13 protein-coding genes are annotated in these 19,844 nt (G+C 59.1%); 10 read left to right on the top strand and 3 right to left on the bottom strand.

The genetic code is table 11. The features are described 5' to 3' along the window. On the bottom strand, nucleotides 1-189 hold a 189-nt coding region (locus OC610_RS29605), incomplete at its 3' end, for a hypothetical protein (protein WP_264427085.1). Between OC610_RS29605 and OC610_RS29695 the strand changes: the two genes are divergently transcribed. From OC610_RS29695 to OC610_RS06530, 5 genes are all read left to right on the top strand, one after another. Continuing rightward, a complete protein-coding gene (locus OC610_RS29695) occupies nucleotides 125-1,303 on the top strand; it encodes a hypothetical protein (RefSeq protein WP_264427084.1) in 1,179 nt (392 codons plus the stop codon). The genes OC610_RS29605 and OC610_RS29695 overlap by 65 nt on opposite strands. Before the next feature lie 94 nt (nucleotides 1,304-1,397). Beyond that, nucleotides 1,398-2,633 (top strand): hypothetical protein, encoded by a 1,236-nt coding sequence (locus OC610_RS06545; RefSeq protein ID WP_264427082.1) that lies wholly within the window; start codon nucleotides 1,398-1,400, stop codon nucleotides 2,631-2,633. A 43-nt stretch (nucleotides 2,634-2,676) separates the two neighbouring features. After that, nucleotides 2,677-3,921, top strand: coding sequence for a hypothetical protein (locus OC610_RS06540; protein WP_408636550.1), 1,245 nt, complete (start codon nucleotides 2,677-2,679; stop codon nucleotides 3,919-3,921). Nucleotides 3,922-3,979: 58 nt separating this feature from the next. Next, entirely contained in the window at nucleotides 3,980-4,723 is a 744-nt protein-coding gene (locus OC610_RS06535; RefSeq protein WP_264427080.1) for a molecular chaperone, read from the top strand. A gap of 44 nt (nucleotides 4,724-4,767) precedes the next feature. After that, nucleotides 4,768-5,250 (top strand): fimbrial protein, encoded by a 483-nt coding sequence (locus OC610_RS06530; RefSeq protein WP_264427079.1) that lies wholly within the window; start codon nucleotides 4,768-4,770, stop codon nucleotides 5,248-5,250. A 125-nt stretch (nucleotides 5,251-5,375) separates the two neighbouring features. Here OC610_RS06530 and OC610_RS06525 read toward each other — a convergent pair whose 3' ends face one another. Together OC610_RS06525 and OC610_RS06520 are read right to left on the bottom strand one after the other, a co-directional pair. Continuing rightward, nucleotides 5,376-10,754, bottom strand: coding sequence for a dermonecrotic toxin domain-containing protein (locus OC610_RS06525; protein ID WP_264427078.1), 5,379 nt, complete (start codon nucleotides 10,752-10,754; stop codon nucleotides 5,376-5,378). Nucleotides 10,755-10,867: 113 nt separating this feature from the next. Then, on the bottom strand, nucleotides 10,868-13,975 hold the full coding sequence (locus OC610_RS06520) for a transglycosylase domain-containing protein (RefSeq protein ID WP_264427077.1): 3,108 nt from the start codon (nucleotides 13,973-13,975) through the stop codon (nucleotides 10,868-10,870). A gap of 493 nt (nucleotides 13,976-14,468) precedes the next feature. On the opposite strand from OC610_RS06520, the gene OC610_RS06515 reads away from it, so the two are divergent. From OC610_RS06515 to OC610_RS06495, 5 genes are all read left to right on the top strand, one after another. Continuing rightward, on the top strand, nucleotides 14,469-15,890 hold the full coding sequence (locus OC610_RS06515; RefSeq protein WP_264427076.1) for an amino acid permease: 1,422 nt from the start codon (nucleotides 14,469-14,471) through the stop codon (nucleotides 15,888-15,890). Nucleotides 15,891-16,039: 149 nt separating this feature from the next. Further along, a complete protein-coding gene (locus OC610_RS06510) occupies nucleotides 16,040-16,414 on the top strand; it encodes a GtrA family protein (RefSeq protein ID WP_264427083.1) in 375 nt (124 codons plus the stop codon). Then, on the top strand, nucleotides 16,411-17,361 hold the full coding sequence (locus tag OC610_RS06505) for a glycosyltransferase family 2 protein (protein WP_264427075.1): 951 nt from the start codon (nucleotides 16,411-16,413) through the stop codon (nucleotides 17,359-17,361). Before OC610_RS06510 ends, OC610_RS06505 begins: the two co-directional genes overlap by 4 nt. Beyond that, a complete protein-coding gene (locus tag OC610_RS06500; RefSeq protein WP_264427074.1) occupies nucleotides 17,358-18,893 on the top strand; it encodes a glucosyltransferase domain-containing protein in 1,536 nt (511 codons plus the stop codon). The genes OC610_RS06505 and OC610_RS06500 overlap by 4 nt, the downstream gene beginning before the upstream one ends. Before the next feature lie 123 nt (nucleotides 18,894-19,016). Beyond that, entirely contained in the window at nucleotides 19,017-19,373 is a 357-nt protein-coding gene (locus OC610_RS06495; RefSeq protein ID WP_264427073.1) for a polysaccharide synthesis protein GtrA, read from the top strand. Nucleotides 19,374-19,844: the final 471 nt, after the last annotated feature.

The following is a 19,844-nucleotide window of genomic DNA, read 5'->3' as shown; positions in this document are numbered from 1 at the left end:
GGAGCAAGCTCCCTCGCCACGGGGTTTCTTGATGTATGAGGTTGCAAGAATGAAATGTTTACCGGTAGCGGTGCGCAGTGTGGTCACGGTGTTGTTGTTTGCCTGCGCGTCGGCGGCCAGTGCGGTGAGTCGGGATATCACTGCGGTGTTCAGGCCTGATCCATCGAGCCCCAATAACAATACATTCACCAATATCACGCCGAATAGCGGTTACTGCCAGCCAATTCCAGCTAATTGCAACGAGAGTGGGCGAAGGTTTTCCAGCTTTCGCTTGCCGATCATTTTCCGATCGACCGCTGCTATCCAGGCCGGTCACGTGGATCCTCGGCAAGGTGCGATGTACCAGGTGCCTGCGAGTTGGCGTGCGGTACAGGTTGCCAATGCACGTACGGGTGAAACGGCAACGCTGGAAATACGCTGGGCCGGCATGGGGTCGCAATATAACCTTTACACGAGCGCAGTCGAGTTGGTCGGTGGGGGCGTGACGCCTCATGTCGCTCATCAGCGGTTGTGGGGTGGTTCCGAATGGATCAATGCTCCCGCGCCCTGCCGAGACGGTCGGCTGGGGCACTTCAACAACACTATCTATACTTTTTTTTGGCACACGTCAGCCGAAGGTACCTGTGCAAAGCGCGCGAGCTACCAAATCCCGGATTTATATTTTCCCTTCCTGGATTTTGGCTACGAATTGCGCACGCCTGATCCTTTGATGATGTCGTCCGGCCAATACACGGGCTCGTTGACCTACACCGTTGGGCCGGGTCAGGACGTTGACATGGGAGACGTCCTGCTCCCCAACGATTCAGCTATCACACTGCATTTCAACCTCGACGTCGACCACACCCTCAAGGTTGACGTTCCCCCCGGTGGCAATCGGGTGGAATTGGCGCCCCAGGAGGGCTGGCAAGCCTGGCTGAACAGCGGCCAGAAACCCACGCGGTTGTTTCGTGACCAGCGGTTCCATATCTCCGCTTCCTCCCGTTTCAAGATGGCGCTGGAATGCCAGGCCATCAGCGGCGACACCTGCGCGATTTTCGACGCCGGCACTGGCCATGCGGTGTCGGTGGACGTCAGCGTCAGCCTGCCCAATGGCATCACTGACCCCGCCGGGCAACCGGTCAGCCGTCGTCGGTTGTTGCGCGATGGTAGCGGTACCGAGTTGTTCCAAGCGGGTTCTTTCGTTGATCGCGGGATGGGCACCTTGCACTTCGAAGTGGGCCGCGAAAGGCTGGCTGAGATGCTCGACAACGGTGGCAACAGGTACACCGGCAACGTCACGGTGATCTGGGATTCGGAAGTTTAGTCGTGCCAGGAGTGCTGCAGAGCAATGCGGTTTTCATGGCTATTGATGGTGATCAGTTGGACGGGTGGGGTAAAACGGAGTGAAAGTCTTGCCAATGAAGTTCGCCAGCGTCGTGTCGGTGTTCCTGTTGACCGGGTTACCGACGGCCCATGCTTACGATCAGGAAATCAGCGCCCGATTCCGACCAGACTCCTCCACGCCCCATCAGAATACATTCCTCAATACCACGCCGGTCAGCGGGTATTGCAGGGTCTACCCTAGCGAATGCAGCAATGCGGGCATGTTCAGCATCCGAGTACCCGTTTCCTTCGATTCGAGCAGCCCCATATCCGCCAATCATGACGATCCCAGGCAGGGGGCGATGTTCAATGTACCGGCCGGCTGGCGTACGGCACAGGTCGTTCATTCAACGACGGGCGAGACCGAAGTGGTCGAGGTACGTTTCATTGGAGTGGGGTCAACGTATCGCCTCCATGACAGCGTATTCGACCTTATCGGGGTAGGCGCGGGTACGGGTTTCATCAACGCCCACGGCACCCGGTGGGGCACCAGCTGGCAACAGGTCCCGGCGCCTTGCCAAGCCTTTAGGTCGGCGCAGGCGTCTGCGCACACCTTCCAGTTCTTCTGGAAAACGCCGACACCGGGCGTGTGTGCCAAAAGGGCTCGCTACGCGATCCCTCGGCTGACCTATGACTATTTGGATTTTGGCTACGAGATGCGCACGCCCAACCCTATGGGCATGTCGTCCGGCCGGTACACGGGACGCCTTGTTTTCCTCGTGGGGCCAGGTGCCGATATCGATATGGGCGATGTCATGATACCGGGGGATCCGGTACTCGCCTTCAATTTCATCTTGACCGTCGAGCACACCCTCAAGGTGGAAATTCCACCCGGTGGCAATCGAGTGGAGCTGGCGCCCCAGGAGGGCTGGCAAGCCTGGGTGAACAACGGCCAAAGACCCACGCGGCTGTTTCGTGACCAGCGATTCGATATCTCGGCTTCCTCGCGTTTCAAGATGGCGCTCGAGTGCCAGACCATCAGTGGCAACACCTGTGCGATCACCGAAGTCGGCACCGGTCATGCCGTGCCGGTGGACGTCAGCGTAACCCTGCCCAATGGCATGGTCGACGCCATCGCACAACCGATCATCCGCCGCCCGCTGTTGCGAGATGGCAGCGGCACCGCGTTGATCTGGCCGTTTTCCTATATCGATCGCAAGCCAGGAACCCTGCACTTTGAAGTGGGTCGCGAAAGCGTGGAGGCAATGCTCGACAACGGAGGCAATACCTATACCGGCAATGTCACGGTGATCTGGGATTCGGAAGTCTGAAAAGTGCTTGGTCTATTCAACGGATTTGAATGAGGTCGTACCCATGACAGGAACACCAGTACTAGCGAGCTGTGTGGTTTCAACATGTTTGTTTTTTTGTGCTTCGGCGGCCAATGCGTTGAGCCAGAACATCACCGCATTGTTCAGGCCAGACCCTTCGAAGCCTCAACAGAATGCGTTTATCAATACCACGCCTAACAGCGGTTATTGCCAAGAGCATCCTCCGCAGTGCGGCAGTTCCATGTTCAGCATCCGGTTGCCGCTGACGTTCACTTCGAGCCGTCCTATCCAGGCGAACCATGGGGATCCCCGGCAAGGCGCAATGTTCGAAATGCCCGCCAACTGGCGTATCTCGCAAGTGACTCATACAGGCACCGGCGAAACGGCATTCGTGGAGGTGCGTTGGTCCGGTTTTGGGTCGCGCCATGAGCTTCCCACCAGCGTAGTCGACCTGGTCGGCGGCGGCGTGGGGGTGATAACTGCCCACGACAGGTTATGGAATGGTCGCGCTTGGGTATATGCCTCCGCACCTTGCCAGTACAGCGGTGTCGGCTATTACACCACCCGGAACTTCCAATTCTTCTGGAGAACGCCGAGGGAGGGCGCCTGCGCAAAAAGAGCTAATTATCTTGTTCCGTCCATGCGGTACAGCTATCTGGATTTTGCCTACGAACTGCGCACACCGAACCCATTGAGAATGTCGTCCGGCCAATACACCGGGTCGATTACATATTCTGTCGGGCCGGGACGGGACATCGACATGGGCGATGTCATGGTCGGCAGCGATTCGGTGGTTACCCTCAATTTCAAACTTGACGTCGAACATACGCTCAAGGTCGACCTGCCCCCCGGTGGCAACCGGGTGGAACTGGTGCCCCAGGAAGGCTGGCAAGCCTGGCTGAACAGCGGGCAGAAGCCGACTCGCCTGTTCCGGGACCAGCGCTTCCATATCTCCACGTCTTCACGTTTCAAGATGATGCTCGAATGCCAATACGTCAGCGGCAATACCTGTGCCATTTCGGCGGCCGGTTCCGGGCATGCCGTGCCGGTGAACGTCAGCGTGACCTTGCCCGATGGCTTGACGGACGCCGCCGGGCAATCGATCAACCGTCGCCGCCTGTGGCGCGATGGCAGCGGCACCGAGCTGTTCCAGCCGGGTTCCTATATCGACCGCAGGCTCGGGGGGCTGCACTTCGAGGTGGCTCAAAACAGCGTCGAACAGATGCTTGACAGTGGAGCCACGTCCTACGCCGGCAACGTCACGGTGATCTGGGATTCGGAAGTCTGAGCGGCGTGCAAACGAACATATTCAATGAGCTGTATTTAATGCATGAGGTTGGAAGTCGATGAAACATCTATGGGCATGGATAGGGTTCTATCTGTTTTGCGGTGTGGCCCAGGCGGGGCCGCAGATTGGTGTCGGAGTGGTGTATGACTACCTCGACGGCGACAAGAGCACCTACATGAAACGGGTCTTCAACGGCGGGACGTCCACGGCGTTCGTCAAGGTCAATATCCTCGAAATCGTCTACAACGAGGACGGCAGCTATCAGGAAGTGCCGTTGCAAAACCAGGCCAGCGCCGTGGCCCGGGATGGCCTGATGGCCAGCCCGGCGCGCTTGATCGTTCCGGCCAACGGTGTGCAGGGCACCCGGTTGCTGTTCATGGGCGACCGCGACAAGGAGCGCTACTTCCGGGTGCGTTTCGTGCCGGTGGTGCCGGAGGCTGAAGACGAGTTCGCCATCAGCGCGCAAGAGCGCGAGGACTACAAAAAGGAACGCGTGGAAGCCGGGGTCAAGGTACTGGCGGGCTATGGAACGGTGTTTTTCGTGCGGCCCAAGGACACCCGTTTCGACACCGTGGTCGATGACAATGCCAATCGATACCTGCTGCGCAACAAGGGCAACAGCGTGGTGGTGGTCGATGAGTTCAAGGATTGCGCGGCGAAGAAAGAAAACGACTGCAAGCCGACCACCAAGCACCACATCATGACCAACCGCTCCTTTTCGTTCGACAAGGAAGCGGGGCGTGAATATCGCTTCACCCTAATCGAAGGTAGCGAGAAAAAAGCCGTCGAGATCAAGGGGTGACGGCTGCTGTCGCCGAACGGTCGTCCACGCCACAGGTAATCGCCATGTACAAGACACTGATACATCCCCTCGTGTTGTCCGCCCTGTTATTGCCTTGGCCGTCAGCCTGGGGCGCGCTCGAACGGGAAACCTTTGAAGTCTACGTCACCATCCCGACGGCCGACTTCCATGTGCTGCCCCTCGACCCGCAGTTGGTCCAGCGTGAACAGCGCTTGCGGTTCAGCACCATCACCTCGGATCTCGTCCCGTTACGGGCGATATACGAGGTGAAGAATACCAATGGCGCAATCGATGCGCGCCTGAGCGAGGAGGCGTATCTGTCCAATGGCCGTCAGCGCATCGACCTGCGGGTGAAGTTCAATGACGTCGAACTGACGCTGGATTCGACCCAGGTGGTATCGGCCAACGATGCCAGGCCGGGACGGCAGGTGCGGCTGGAGATCGCTGCCATCAAACCTGCGGACGAATATGTGCCCGGTGATTATTACGGTACGGTACACATGGTTTTTGATGCCGTGGCGCCGTAAGGCGGCGATCCGGTGGTAACAGCGTACTGCTCGGCGCTCATGGCCACCGGAACGGACGCCTTTGCGGGCGGGCCTGGCACTTGCCGTATCTGTGACGGCCCGCAGGATTCAATCGGACCTGAGTATCACCATCGGAACGACTTGAGCGAGTCGACGGTGACCCCTGGCCTGGCATAGGCCCAAGCCCAGTCCGGTACTTGAAAGTCACTTTCCAGATGCAGGGCAAAGTCCAGACGGCTGCGCCCCGCAAGGTGGCTGGGAAAGTCAAAATTGTAGAGATAACGCTGTGCCTGGCTTTGGGTGACCCTGAACAGATCGCGGACAATCTGATTGGCGCGGGCATCCTCTCCGCCCAGGCCGGCGCTTATGGCAAGCGCCAGGTTTTCAGCTGAATCGACCGCTCCCGGTTGGGCCAGTACCTGTCGTATGGTGCTGTCGCTGAAGTACGGGCCGACCAAGTCCTCCCATATCCGCCGGATGTGATGTCGGGGCAGACTCAGGATGCTGGGCAGCAGGTTCGGGTGATTGAGCAGGATTTCGATCCTGGTATTGGACGGTGCCTGCCCCGCGACACTGAAATATCTGACCGCCGAGGGGAGATCAACGCTTTCGACGTCGCCGAATATGTCCTTGAGTGACTCAAGGAAATTCATTAATGATTGACGATGGGTAATGAACGTACGCAGGTTCTGATCGGTGAAAAAGCGCATCCACTCGATGTCGATGCTTTCCGTTCTCAGTACTTCCTCGTAGCGAGTGCGAGAGTACTCGGCGATGAGCCGGAGCCGCTCATCGGAGATCGTCGGGGCGCGTAGCCAGCGTGTAACCAGGCTTACATCCAGCGCGCCACCAAGATGCGCATCGATGACGGGGGATGCACAGAGAATATTGAATCGCCTTAGCAAGTCGGGAAAGCGTCCAAGAGCCGCCCTGAGCAGGTCGACGGTTTCCTCGGCATTTTGGTAATAAACGAATTGTTGGAACAGGGTTTCATCGTCATTGATGTCCTGGCCCGTTTCTGCTTGGAGCCTTCCCGCAATATCGTCCAGATCGTCGCGGTCCACCAGATAGGCACCGTCGATTAGCTCCTCGATCGCATCGTCATCTAAATGGCCGTGGACATCAGAGTCATAAAGGACGAAAGCTTCGTCGATCTCGGGATGGTGTTCCGCCAGCTGCCGAGCGGTGACTCCGTACTCGAGCATGATGTGCTTGACGTCGGTATTCAACGTCAGGAATTTATCGCCGAGCAGTTGCTCGATGAGCCTACTGTCGACGGGCTCCAACAGAATTTCCTCGAAGAACTGCCTGACCGCTTGTGGGTCCTGCGCGTTGTAGGGAACGCCGTCCGGCATCAGGCTGGCCGGAGAGCGTGGTGACAGGAAACGCCCTATGTTGTGCAGGATTTCAGGTGGCAAGGTGGCCTGTCGTGCCTGTTCCAACGTCCTGCGCCCTACCCAGTTGGCGTAGCGTTCCAGGTAATCGAGTACCGGTTGAAACAAGCGGTGCGGGTTGGGGAATCCGACAACGATGCTGGTCAGGTCGAGCACCGCGGCATCATCCAGGACCTCCACCAGTGAATCGACGTTATCCAGAAAAGCCTGTTGCAGGGGCGAGACTGGCTGCCCTATGAAGGCAGTGAGCTCCGGATGCTGGTCGACATAGTAGGCGGCCTCATTGCGCAACCCTTGCATGGTAAATCTGCCCTGGCCTCCCTCATTCAATCCCCGGACAACGGCGTTGAAAAAACAATCGCCGTCGGCTGGAATCTCTACGATGTTCTGACCCAGTTGCAGGTTGTAATGGTTGAGGGTGGTTCGTCTCAGGACGATGTCAGTCCCGTTCCTTTCCGGGTGCAGCGCAGCGGGGTAAATGCGCTCCGCTTGCCCCGGGGTAAAGTGCACGGACCACGGTCGCGATCCGGGTATTTCACTGATGAGCAGCAGGCTGCGGTGTTGCGGCCAACTGGGAAGCCGGGTCATAAGGGCCGGGACCAGGTCCATGGTGTTGGTATTCCAGATGCCTGGGCTGCGTATCGAATCGGAAATGCTCGCAATCGTGGCGGGTGTCGACGTTTGCGGCGCTTGCGCAGCGTTCGGTTGCGCGGGCGTGCTGGTCGGGTGCTTGCGTTTCCCGCCGCCATGACCGAACCCTACGGCACGCCATTCGCCGTTGGGCATTCGCGCTACGGTGCTTCTCATGACGCCGCTGGAGTGGATGTTCAAACCGGTGGACGGGTCGACGATCACGGCTTCGGTCGCGTCATGCTTGGTATTGTCGTGTACTCGGAACAGCGTCCCCTCGGGCTGGCGGATGTATACCGGGCGGGTCACGCTGCCGGTGGTCGGGTTGACGATGGTCATGCGGTAAAAGCCCTGTTCGTCCGTCGTCGTCGCGCGGAGCACAGAGGTATCGGTCACGGCAAAGCGTTGGTAGACCGCCTCTTCCAAGGGCAGCCCGGGCAGCGCGTCGTCCGTGATTTTGCGTCGAGTCGCTAGCGCCAGGAACGAGGCGCGGCCGCGTGCGGCGTTCGTCGTCGCACGCGCCAGGCTTCGCCCAGGATAGTTGGCGATTTTGTGCGCGAACAGCAGCGTCTTCAGGTTTAGCGGTATCGCGCCGGTCTTGGCGATCAATACCCCCGTTCTCGCCATGCTTTTCAAGAAAGTGACAATCCCGGGCGTCATGAGCATGCCGGCAATCTCCTGCACGATATCGATCGCCACCAGGGTCAGACGTGCCCTGATCTCACGCTGTACGTCCCGGTTGCTGTTGGAGAGGGGATCGGCATAAATCACCTGGAAGTCGACGTGCTCACGGTGAAGGGTCTCGATGAAGTCACCCGTGATCGGCGTGGCGCGAACCCAGGGGCGAACGGCTTGTCCGGATATGTGCCGGATCTCCGCCGGATAGGGGGTGGGCAGCCGTGCGCGGAAGTAGGCCTGCCATTGCGTGTCCCACAGGAGCTCGGTAACCCCCTCGCTCAGATCGGAAAACTCATGGAAATCCTGGCCGCCGGGGCTGTCGGGGAAGTAGACACCCACCGTGCCCTTGATGTCTGGCCCGGCCTGATCGGTAAAGATCAGCGCGCCTTCCACCTTCAGTGCCGAACGCAGGACCCCTGTCACGCCCATCGTGCCGCCCAGCGTAAGGCCGTAGAGGCGCACGTTTTTTCCCATCACCTGGCCATGTTTGTTGGCCGGTGGTGACTGCTGCAAGATCACGTCCAACCAGAGTGCCACTAGTTTTTGGGATCTCGAAGGATCGATGGTCCTGTCGATGACACTGCGCTTGAACACCTCGTCGCCCCTGAGCGCGGCTTCATGACCTTTGAACCGCATGTTGGCGAGATACGCGGCCTGCCAGGCTGTCTTGTATTCGGGTTGGTTCAATTGTTCACGCAGCATCGTTTCGTAGCTGCCGCCGGCGTCGAGGGTGGTCGTCATCGTTGCCAGTTCGGATCCTGACAGGGTGATGAGGTAACCGTTGGACGGATTGCGTATGCGTTGGCCTTGCCGGTCGAGAAGGTGGGTGGGCAGCACCCCTAGGGCGGCGGGGTTTTTCGAAGGACGCAGGTTATCCAGCATCAGTTGGGTCAGGCTGGTGGTCGTGGACTGCCTTGGATTGTCGGTGCTGCCGAAGAACAGCCTGACCGTCGTGGTATCGGGATCGGGATCCAGGTCCGGATGCACGGTTCGCTGCAGGTACTGCTTGATCTGTTGGCGAGTGAACTGCATCAACGTCGGGATGCCGCTACCCAGGTTCTGGACCGCTCGAATGACCCGCTCTTCCAGGACTCGATAGCGTTCCTGCTGCAAAAACGACGAGGTCTTGTAGAAGTCGGGACGGTTATATTCGATCAACGCCTGCTGGCGCACAGCCAAGGGGCCGGAAAGCGCCAGTTGGGGCAGGGCCAGGGCCTCCTCGGTGTCCTGCGCAAAGGTTTGCAGCTGGGTTGTCTCGCTTGCGGCAACGTCGAAGACTTTTTCCAGGGCGGCAACCTGGCGCTGCAACAGATCATTGGCCGCCACCTCGAACACATGCCCGGTCAGTTCGCGGGAGATTGATTGGATTGTGCGTTGCTGCCCCGCGTGCAGGGGGCGGAGGGTGCTGATCAATGCCTGGGACGAACCAAACCGCTGCAAGCCGCCTTCCATGGAATACAGGAACAGGACCGGGTGATTCGCTTGCCTGATCACCATTGCCGCCGGCCATTTTTGCGCGGGCGCACTGCCCATATCGAGCATGACCGCGAACACCAGGGGAATGGGAGGACGCAATAAACGGCTTCGGGCGGCCTGGGATGGGTGGGTGGTGATCAGGTCCAGCAGCCGGTCTTCGTCGTACTGCGTCAGCCGCGCACTTTCGGTCAACTGGCCGGTGGGTGTGCGGTCGACTTGATACAACTGGAAAAAATGCAGGAATCGTCGGCCGAGCAGATCGGCGAATACCGCCTGGGCCGTAGGCGGCGGTGTTGCATTGGCGTCGGTATCGGGCAGGCCTGCACGGTTCGTGGTGTTGCGAAACTGCAGCAGGTCGGCGCGCAACTGGGCCTTGAGGCTGTCGTTGCAGGTGGGCGTGGGGACATGGAATGCCGACTCCATGGCCCTCAACACGGCCGCGTCCACTGGGCTGGCGAAGACGCTGTCGGCCTCTGTCACGGCCTGGGGATCGGTGAAAAAACCAATGCCGCCGAGAGGGAAGGAGGGCGGCGTGTCCCGTAGAAGGCTCTCCCATAGCACGTCGATAAAGCGCTCTGAGCGGGTCAGCGAACGGACGCCGTTCGTGTCGGTCGTGAAATGGTTGACGTACCAGTTCTGCGGATCGATCGACTGAAACAGCGAAGGTCGGAATTTTCGGGCGGGTACCTTGGCCTTGATGTTGCTGATCAGCAGGTTGTGCATCACGTTGTCGAAGGTGGGCAGGCCGGCGAACAAACGGGCCAGTTTCGCCTCATTGGCGTCCAGCGCATCCAATTGCCGGATCTGTTCGGCTTCCCGGGGGCCGAGCGGCGGGCCTTGTTGGGCCGGGCCGGTAACGACGGGTCGCCCGGAGCCTTGGTAATTGGACGGAATGCCCGCGCGCAGCGGTTGCATTTGTGCCGGAGTGAGTGCCAAGCCGTTGACCCTGATGGATGAGAGATCCAACGACATGTGGCTGATGTGCGGATACACCCAGCCCTGGCGAGGGGAAAGCGCGCCGGTGGGCTGGATATCCCTGCTCTGATGGGCAGACATGAAACCGGGCGTGACGGCATCACGCAACGGCACGCGGGTGGTTTTTGTCTGGGCGACGGAGTCGACGGTCTCGACTTCCTGGTAAGTGATCCATACCTGGACGTCACCGCTCAGGCCCTGTTCCGATAGCCATTGATCGGCAAGCGCGTGTGTCACGAAGCGTTGGCCGCTGGGTAGCGGGGTGATGGACTCCAGGGAGGACTGGGCTGTCGAGCTCGTGCCAAAGGCGTCTGACGATTCGCCCGCTTCATCTTCAAGAAAAATAGACATGCAAGTGTCCCGGTTTTGTTTAAGGGACACCGACCGTATCGCAGCGCGCGCATGGATCTGACATACATATTTATAGGCGTGCAGCAGCGATGTGAGAGTTGTATCTCAGGGTTTCATCGATTCGTTACCAGGGGTTGGCATTGCGTGTGGCTGCCCGGTTGCAGGTAGGGCGAAAGGAATGGCGCCATGCCCTTCAGCACCTGAACGGGCAAGGCCGAGGTGAACTTGAAGTTCTGCGCCGAAGCCCCCGGGACGTAGGCAGTGAGTGTGCCGAAATGGCTGTCGCCGATGTAGAACACGAAGGTGGCGGTGCGGTTGATCGACTTGGAGCTGAGGATTCGTCCGCCGGCACCGATGGCTTCGATGCGGTTGTCACCGGTACCGGTCTTGCCGCCCATGGCCAGCGGCGTACCGTCGGCGAGCTTGAAACTGCCGGCCACGCGTTTCGCGGTGCCGGCATCCACCACCTGGGAGAGCGCACCGCGCAGCGCTTGGGCCACTTCCGCTGGCATCACGCGCTTGCCGTTTTCCGGGTTGCTGACCAGCCGTGTTTCATAGGGCGTATCGACGGCGAACTGCAGGCTGTCGACGCGCAGCGCGGGGCGGCGGACACCGTCGTTCAAGATCGTGCCCACCAGTTCGGCGAGCGCGGCGGGGCGATCACCGGAGCTGCCAATGGCGGTGGCCAGCGAGGGCACGAGATGGTCGAAGGGGTAGCCGACTTGCTGCCAGCGTTGATGGATATCCAGGAAGGCCTCGATTTCAAGCATGGTACGGATGCGGCTGTCGCGGGCACTCTTGTGCCGGCTCTTGAACAGCCAGCTATAGACTTCCTGGCGTTCGAACTGGCTGGCCTTGACGATCTGGCTGAATTTGGCGTCGGGGTTGTTCAACAGATAACCCATCAACCACAGGTCCAATGGATGGACCTTGGCGATGAAGCCTTGGTCCGGCAGGTCATAGGCGCCGGGACCATAGCTTTGGTAGAGCCGTTCGAGGCGTTCGTCGGTGAGTTTTTCGGTGCTCTTGACTGACTTCAGGTGGGCGCGCACGAAGCGGTTGAAGCTTTCCTGGCTGTCGTTGGGAAAGAAGTAACGGTGCACGGCGGCCAAGCGGATCGCGGTGGGGCGCATGCCGTCGAGGAAGGTTTCCAGGCGCTGGCTGGTGTCCTTCTTCTGGTATTTCTTCCAGAACCTGAGCAGGAACGACGTGCCCTCGCGATCGGCGAATTGGGCCAGGTACTCCTGGCGGCGCGGGTCCTTGTCGTCCTTGAGCAGCTCGGAACTGTTGTTGGGGCCGGCATAGGTGGCGTAGCGCACCAGGTCGCGCATCAGGCGAATGAACGGCAGGTTGATCGATTCGCGCAAGGCGTCGCGCAGCGTGGGGTTGCGGCCATTGTCCTCGGAACGGAAATTATGGAAGGTGTGCAGCCCGCCGCCGGTAAAAAATGCTTCGCCGGGGCTGGCTGAATAGGTCCGGTCCAGCGCGGCTTCGAGCATCTTCGGCAGGCTGCGGTCGGTGTTTTCGATCAAGTAGTCCACGGCCCAGCGGGACAGGCGGTCCTGCTCGGCGATCTCGGTTTTCTTCAACGTCGCCGGAGCCTGCTGGGCATAACGCTCGTGCAGTTCGGCGATGATCTGCAGGTAGGTGGTGAGCACACGCAACTTGGCGGTCGAGCCCAACTCCAGCTTGCTGCCCTCGTTGATATCGAAGGGTTGGTCGGTGCTGTCGGTCTGCACCCGCACACGCGAGCCGTCCGGAGTCAATTCCAGCAAGGTGAAGCTGTAGCGCACCTGCGTGGTGCTGGTGGGGGTCAGCAGGCGTTCGCCCATCAGGCCGATCTCGGTCGCAAAGGCCGGGTCGGCCAATCGCTTGAGGTAGTCGGTGGCTTGGGCCTGAAGGTCGCTTTGCAAGGTGCTGGTGGCGGAAAGGTCGAGGCGATCGAGGTCGTACAGCGGACGGTTGAGCAGCGCGGCGAGGCGACTGCGGGCGGCGCTGATGCCCTTGTTCGTTTCGTTGGGCTGCACGGTCGGGTCCTGGACCCAGTCGCGGTAGCTGACCTTGCTGGCCAGCGCGGCCTCGGACAGTGCGGCGTCGATCACACCGTTCTGCGCCAACAAGCGGATGTGGCTGTCGGTCAGGCTCGCGAGCTCGTCATGGCCCTTCGCAAGGTAATGGGACGGGCGACGCTGGGCGATCATCAACGAGAGCATTTCCCGCAGGGCGAGGCCTTTTTCCGCGAGGCTCTTGGGGTCGCTGGCGGTGCTGAACAACCGTTCATTGGCGCGATTGAAATCCGCGCCGTACCAGACCCTCAAGCCTTCCGCCATGCCATGGACTTCACCGTGCCCCGGCACGGCGGAAAGCGGCACGCTGTTGAGGTAGTCGCGGATGATTCGCTGGCGGGACTCGAGGGTTTGCGGTCCGGCCTGGTAGGCCCGAACGCTGGCGGAAATCATCTGGCGGATTTTCTCCGCGCCAGACACCGTGAGGCCCTCCGGGGAGTGCCTGTATTTTTCAAGCTGTGTAGCCAGCGTGCTGCCGCCCGCGGACTGGCCCGGCAGGCTCAGCAGCTTAGCCACTTGCGACCACGCCGCCATGCCAAAACGCGGCCAGTCTATCGCCGGGTTGGCCAGTGGTTGCTTGGGGTCGAGCAAAAAGCGGTTCTCGATGAACAACAGGCTTTGCACCACCACCGGTGGAATCGCGTCGAAACTCGCATACAACTGTTGCGGGTACTTGAACTGATACACCGGCGCCGCACGGCAATCGGTGATGGTTAGACCGGCCTGGATCTTTTCCGCGTAGGGCACGAACAGGCCCTTGCTGACGTAGTCCATCAAGGCCGATGAAAAACGGGCCTGGGCTTGGATCACATAGTCACGCTTGATCAACCGGGGCAGGAAATCCCCCAGCGAGCTGTAGCCCAGGCGCTGGTCGAACGGGCCTGCGCCGGGATAGACGATGGCGTCGCTCGGACCCGGTTGCACTGAATAGGTCAAGGATGCGGCGTACTTGCTGACCTCCCGTGCCTGGAACTGGGAGGTGCGCATCTCCTTGGCCACGGCCAGGCCGACCACCACCAAGATGATCAGCAGCAACAACCAGAACGCCCGCCAGCCATGCCGGGCGCGGCGAGTTTTTTTGGGTAAAGGCGCTTCTTCCATACGTTCAGTCGGGACCACAGGTTTATTCGAATCGGTTTGCCACAAAGCGCCCATAGTCGACTGATCCATTCACGCAGATTGATCGGACTTGCTTGAAGCTTAGACGGTGGTTGGCGTGGGGGGAGGGGAAATTGTGGACATTGAAAACCTGAGCGCTGAGGCCTCCGTGGCGAGGGAGCTTGCTCCCTCGCCACGGGGCGGTGAAATCCTGAAATACTTGTGCTAGAGCCTTCGCCGTCTGCCAGGACATGACGCTGCACCATCACTGTGCAATACTCGACGCCGCTTCTGAAAGGCCCTTGGTTCAGATAATCCGTCTTGATAAAGCCATCATCGGCTGAGGCATTCCCTGAATTAACCTGCTTTTATAGTGAAACTTTCTGTTCCCGGCTTTTTATACTGCACGATCCGCTGATCCTGAGGTTGTTGTCCCACAGGACGGCCTGCCCACAAGGCAGGCCCGGTTTCGGCAAGGCTTGCAGGCCCACCCGCCCGCGGCTTTGGAGACTCGGTGGCCAATCCAATAACAAGACGAGGTTGTATCCCTATGCCAGTCGGCAATCATCTGCCCCATGGCGAGACCGCGCAGGGTGGTCCGCTCAAACGTGAGCTCGGCGAGCGGCATATCCGCTTGATGGCGCTTGGCGCCTGCATCGGTGTCGGGCTGTTCCTCGGTTCGGCCAAGGCCATCGAAATGGCCGGCCCGGCGATCATGCTGTCCTACATTATCGGTGGCCTGGCGATCCTGGTGATCATGCGCGCCCTCGGTGAGATGGCCGTACACAACCCCGTGGCCGGTTCGTTCAGCCGCTACGCCCAGGATTACCTCGGCCCGCTGGCCGGCTTCCTGACGGGTTGGAACTATTGGTTCCTGTGGCTGGTGACCTGCGTGGCCGAAATCACCGCGGTGGCGGTGTACATGGGCATCTGGTTCCCCGATGTGCCCCGCTGGATCTGGGCCTTGGCGGCACTGGTCAGCATGGGCTCGATCAACCTGATCGCGGTGAAGGCCTTCGGTGAGTTCGAATTCTGGTTCGCCTTGATCAAGATCGTGACGATCATCGCCATGGTCATCGGCGGCGTCGGCATCATCGCCTTCGGATTCGGCAACGACGGCGTGGCCCTGGGTATTTCCAACCTCTGGACCCACGGCGGTTTCATGCCTAACGGCGTGTCGGGCGTGTTGATGTCCCTGCAAATGGTCATGTTCGCCTACCTGGGCGTGGAGATGATCGGCTTGACCGCCGGTGAAGCACGCAACCCGCAGAAAACCATCCCCAACGCCATCGGCTCGGTGTTCTGGCGGATCCTGCTGTTCTACGTCGGCGCGTTGTTCGTGATCCTGTCGATCTACCCGTGGAACGAAATCGGCACCCAGGGCAGCCCGTTCGTGATGACCTTCGAGCGCCTGGGCATCAAGACTGCCGCCGGCATTATCAACTTCGTGGTGATCACCGCTGCGCTGTCGTCCTGCAACGGCGGGATCTTCAGCACCGGCCGCATGCTCTACAGCCTGGCGCAAAACGGCCAGGCCCCGGCCGGCTTCGCCAAGACCTCCAGCAACGGCGTGCCACGCCGCGCGCTGCTGCTGTCCATCGCCGCCTTGCTGCTGGGCGTGCTGCTCAACTACCTGGTGCCGGAAAAAGTCTTCGTCTGGGTGACCTCCATCGCCACCTTCGGCGCGATCTGGACCTGGGTCATGATCCTGCTGGCCCAACTCAAGTTCCGCAAAGGCCTGGGCGCTTCCGAGCGCGCGGCGTTGAAGTATCGGATGTGGCTGTACCCGGTCAGCTCCTACCTGGCGCTCGCTTTCCTGGTGTTGGTAGTGGGCCTGATGGCGTACTTCCCCGATACCCGCGTGGCGCTGTATATCGGCCCGGCGTTCCTGGTATTGCTGACGGTGTTGTTCTACACCTTCAAGCTGCAGCCGACCGGGGATGTGCGGGGTTCGGTGCGTTCGGTTTCCTGAGTCGATAGCGATGTAAAACAGAGCCCCGGTCCACGACCGGGGCTTTCTTTTTCCTGAACTGTGGAGCGCTTGTTACTTCTAACGATAGTCCGCGTGCTGACGGTGTCCTGGATTCAACGTTGTCCGACAGCACGGCCGTCGGAGGGCTTATGAAAGCGATATGGAGCGGCTTTTTCAGCTATTCCCTGGTCGGGCTGGCCAATACGCTGATCCACTGGCAGATTTTCTTTGTGCTGCGCGTGGCGTTCGGCCTCGATCAATCGACGAGTAACTTCATCGCTTTCTGCGTGGCCGCCTCCTTTTCTTTTTATGCCAACGCGCTTTACACCTTTGAAGCCAAACTCTCCGTGCCGGGTTATGTGCTATTCCTGTGTGTGATGGGCGCGCTCAGTTTCATCGTCGGCCACCTGGGGGATCGCTGGCACCTCCATGGCCTGCTGACTGTGGCGGCGTTTTCGCTATTGAGCCTGGTGCTTGGTTTTCTGTTTTCCCGGTTCGTCGTGTTTCGCGGACGTCGACCATGAAAATCTCGCTGATTGTCCCGGTGTACAACGAAGAACAGGCCATCGGTCTGTTTTACGAAAGTGTCCGTCAGCATCCGCAACTGAAGGATCATTGTGTCGAGATCGTCTTCATCAACGATGGCAGCAACGACCAGACCGCTATCCTGGCCCGACAGATAGCGTTGACGGACAGCGAAGTCGTGCTGATCAACTTCTCCCGTAATTTTGGCAAGGAGCCGGCCTTGTTCGCTGGCATCGAGCACGCCAGCGGCGACGTGGTCATCCCGATGGACGTGGACCTGCAGGACCCCATCGATGTGATCCCGCGTATGGTCGAGCAGTGGCAAGAAGGCGCCGAAGTGGTGCTGGCCAAGCGTCGCGATCGTTCGTCCGACAGTTACCTGAAGCGCCGAGGCGCGGCGCTGTTCTACCGTTTGCTCAATCGCATTGCCTATCCCCATATCGAACAGAACGTGGGCGACTTTCGCTTGATGGACCGCAAGGTCGTGGAAGTCATCAAGACGCTTCCCGAGTATCAGTTGTTCATGAAAGGGGTGTTGTCGTGGGCCGGTTTCAATACGGTCATCATCGAATACGACCGTGCTGGTCGAGCCGCGGGCAACAGCAAGTTCAACGGCTGGAAGTTGTGGAACCTGGCTCTTGAGGGCATCACGTCGTTCAGCACCGTACCGTTGCGGTTGTGGACTTACGTGGGTAGTTGCATTTCGTTGATGTCGCTGCTGTATGCCGCCTATCTGATCCTGGCCAAGTTGATCCTCGGAAGCGACCTGCCAGGCTATCCATCGCTGATGACTGCGATCTTGTTCCTCGGCGGAGTGCAACTGATCGGTATAGGTGTGTTGGGTGAATACATCGGGCGGATTTATCTGGAGACCAAGCATCGGCCCCGGTATGTCATCAAGGAAATGATCCAGGGCGGCCGACCCAAGATGCGAGATGAATCGTGAGCCAGTCCCTGTGGGCAAGAACATTGACGCCACGGCAAGTGCTGCTGTTTTTCCTGGCGGCCAGTTTTCTTTTCATCTTTCCCTTGGTGCAGGCTGATTATTTCTACAACGACGACAACTGGCGGGCGCTCGTGGCGGGAGGAGGTTGGCGCGAGGAGGGGCGAGTTGTCATCGAGTGGTTCTATAACGTCCTCTCGTTCAGCTCGACATCTGCGGATCTGTTTCCCTTGCCATTGTTTATCGCGACGACGGCTATTTCGCTTGCGTTAAGATCGTTGACCTTTTTTTATTTCGAACGGCCGGCGTTAGTTCATTGCCTGGTCGTCCTGCCCATCTGGTACAACCCCTTCCTCCTGCAGAACCTGTCTTATCACTATGACGGGCCGGCCATGGCGTTGGGATTGGCGGCGCTTATTTATGCCGTTTACTGGTCATCTGACAAGACCTGGCGAAACGTCCTGGTTCCGGCATTGTTATTGGCGCTGGCGCTGTCCATCTACCAAGTGCTTATCGGTTTTTTTATCGCGATGTGCTGTGTTGAGGTGATCCGCCTGGTTTGGCAGGGCAAGCCTTCGCAGCAAGTGTTGCGGTTTATCGGCTGCAAGCTGGTGGCAATCGGTGTCGGCGTATCGGTTTATTACCTCACGGCTTATCAACTCATGACGGGAGCGCGCCAGGTGTTGTTGCCGTTGGACATCAGCAGCCTGCTGGAAATTGGAAATCGCCTTTCGTTTCTGGCACGCATGTTCAATAGCTGGGTTACCGAAGGGGCCCAAGCATTGATGTGGGGCGGTGCGTTGCTGACGCTGGTTGGGTACGTGTGGGGAGGCATCGGGTTAGTTCGTCGTGCGGAATCTTCCTGGCGAAAAGCAACGCTGTTGTTTTGTTATTTGCTGGCCCTTGCCGTGCTCTTGTTCTGCGTTCCTGGCATCACGCTGTTCTTCGCCGAGTTCAACTACGGGGCCAGGACGCTGGTGGCTTTTTCGGCGTTGCTGTTGCTGATGTTTTTCCTGAGTCTGCAAGTACTCATGCGCCTTCATGCACGCTTGGGCTTTGTCCTGTTGATTCCATTACTGGCGATGTTGTCGTTTTCGTTCGGACACGGGCGTGTCCTGTCGCTTCAAAAACAACAGGAAGCAGTTGTGCTGACCTCGCTGGCCTACGACATCGATCATTCGCCGCTGCGCGATAAGGATCGCATCTACATGATTCCCGAATTGAAAGCCAACTGGCTTCCGGCCGCCAGCGGTTTGTTCGCGGCGATGCCGGCTCAGCAATATGTGCTGGGCGTGGGGTATGTATTACTTCCCGAAAGCTTGCCGCGAGCGGGCATGACCAACGTCTACCTGGCCAAGGATCCCACGGTGATTGCATCGATTCGACGGGGGGATTTTTCGCCGATTGTTTCCACTCGTTTTTATGACCTCTTCGTCATCCACGACACCGGATATATCTCGATGAAAAAGCCCCAGGGCGATCCTGATGTCGTGTCCAAGTTGTGTTTGTTTGTCGATGTCGAACGTTGTCGCTGACACGCCGGATAAGAGCGACCGTCCGTCGGAATCTGTGCCCGACCTGTAAGACCTGACAGTAGATCGCCGTAAGACCCTGGCCTAGTTTGGAAACCCCTAACGGTAAATGACAAGGCAGATACGATGAAGGGTTTCTCTGCGTTGACGGTGATCGTCCTGGTCAATGGGTTGATTCATGGTCAGGTTTTTTTCCTGCTGTATGGCGCCGTTGGACTGACCCAGGCAACCAGTAACTTCGCAGCGTTTTGCGTCGCTGCGGTGTTTTCGTTTTACGTGACGGCGCTTTATATCTTTGAGCCTGGGAAGTCATGGCGCGGCTATCTGCTGTTCCATTGCTCGATGGGCGTTGCGAGCTATGGCATCGGCTCGATCGGCGATGCGTTGAATTCGCCTGGATGGGTGGCGGTCGCTTTGTATTTCTTGCTGAACCTGACGACGGGCTACAGCTTGTTCCGGTTCCTTGAATGCCGCGTCTTGTAGTTTCTGCGATCGTTCATCGGCGTGGGGCATCGACTCAAGCCATGTGAAGAGGATCAAGGTACCCAGAAGGGTTGCCGAGGCCAGGCGAGTCCGGTCCATGGCGTCAACCCCTCGATCCGCTTGGCGAGGGCTGCCTGGCAGCCGTATCGACAACCTTGAATGCCTCCAATACCCCAAAAAGCGAAGCAAAACCAACCAGATCGCGCCGGGTCAACATAAGCACCTTCCGTGACGAGTGAGCCGTTGGGGTGAATGGTCAATCGCTGGGAAGTCGTCGTCTACTGTCAGAACTTACAGGTAGGACGTGGAAGCGGGGCATCCGGAAGAATGATGCACCCGTGGCGAGGGTGCTTGCTCCCTCTCGGCTTTGTAGGAGCCGGCGAAGGCTCGGGCCGCGTTCGGACGATCTTTTGACCTTTTTATCTTTCGCTTGAGACTAAAGTGTTTGGGTAAAGATCGCAGCCTCGCTTC

The organism is Pseudomonas agronomica (genome assembly GCF_025917275.1).
GTDB classification, from domain to species: Bacteria; Pseudomonadota; Gammaproteobacteria; order Pseudomonadales; family Pseudomonadaceae; genus Aquipseudomonas; species Aquipseudomonas agronomica.
This window is presented reverse-complemented; position numbering and strand designations above follow the sequence as displayed.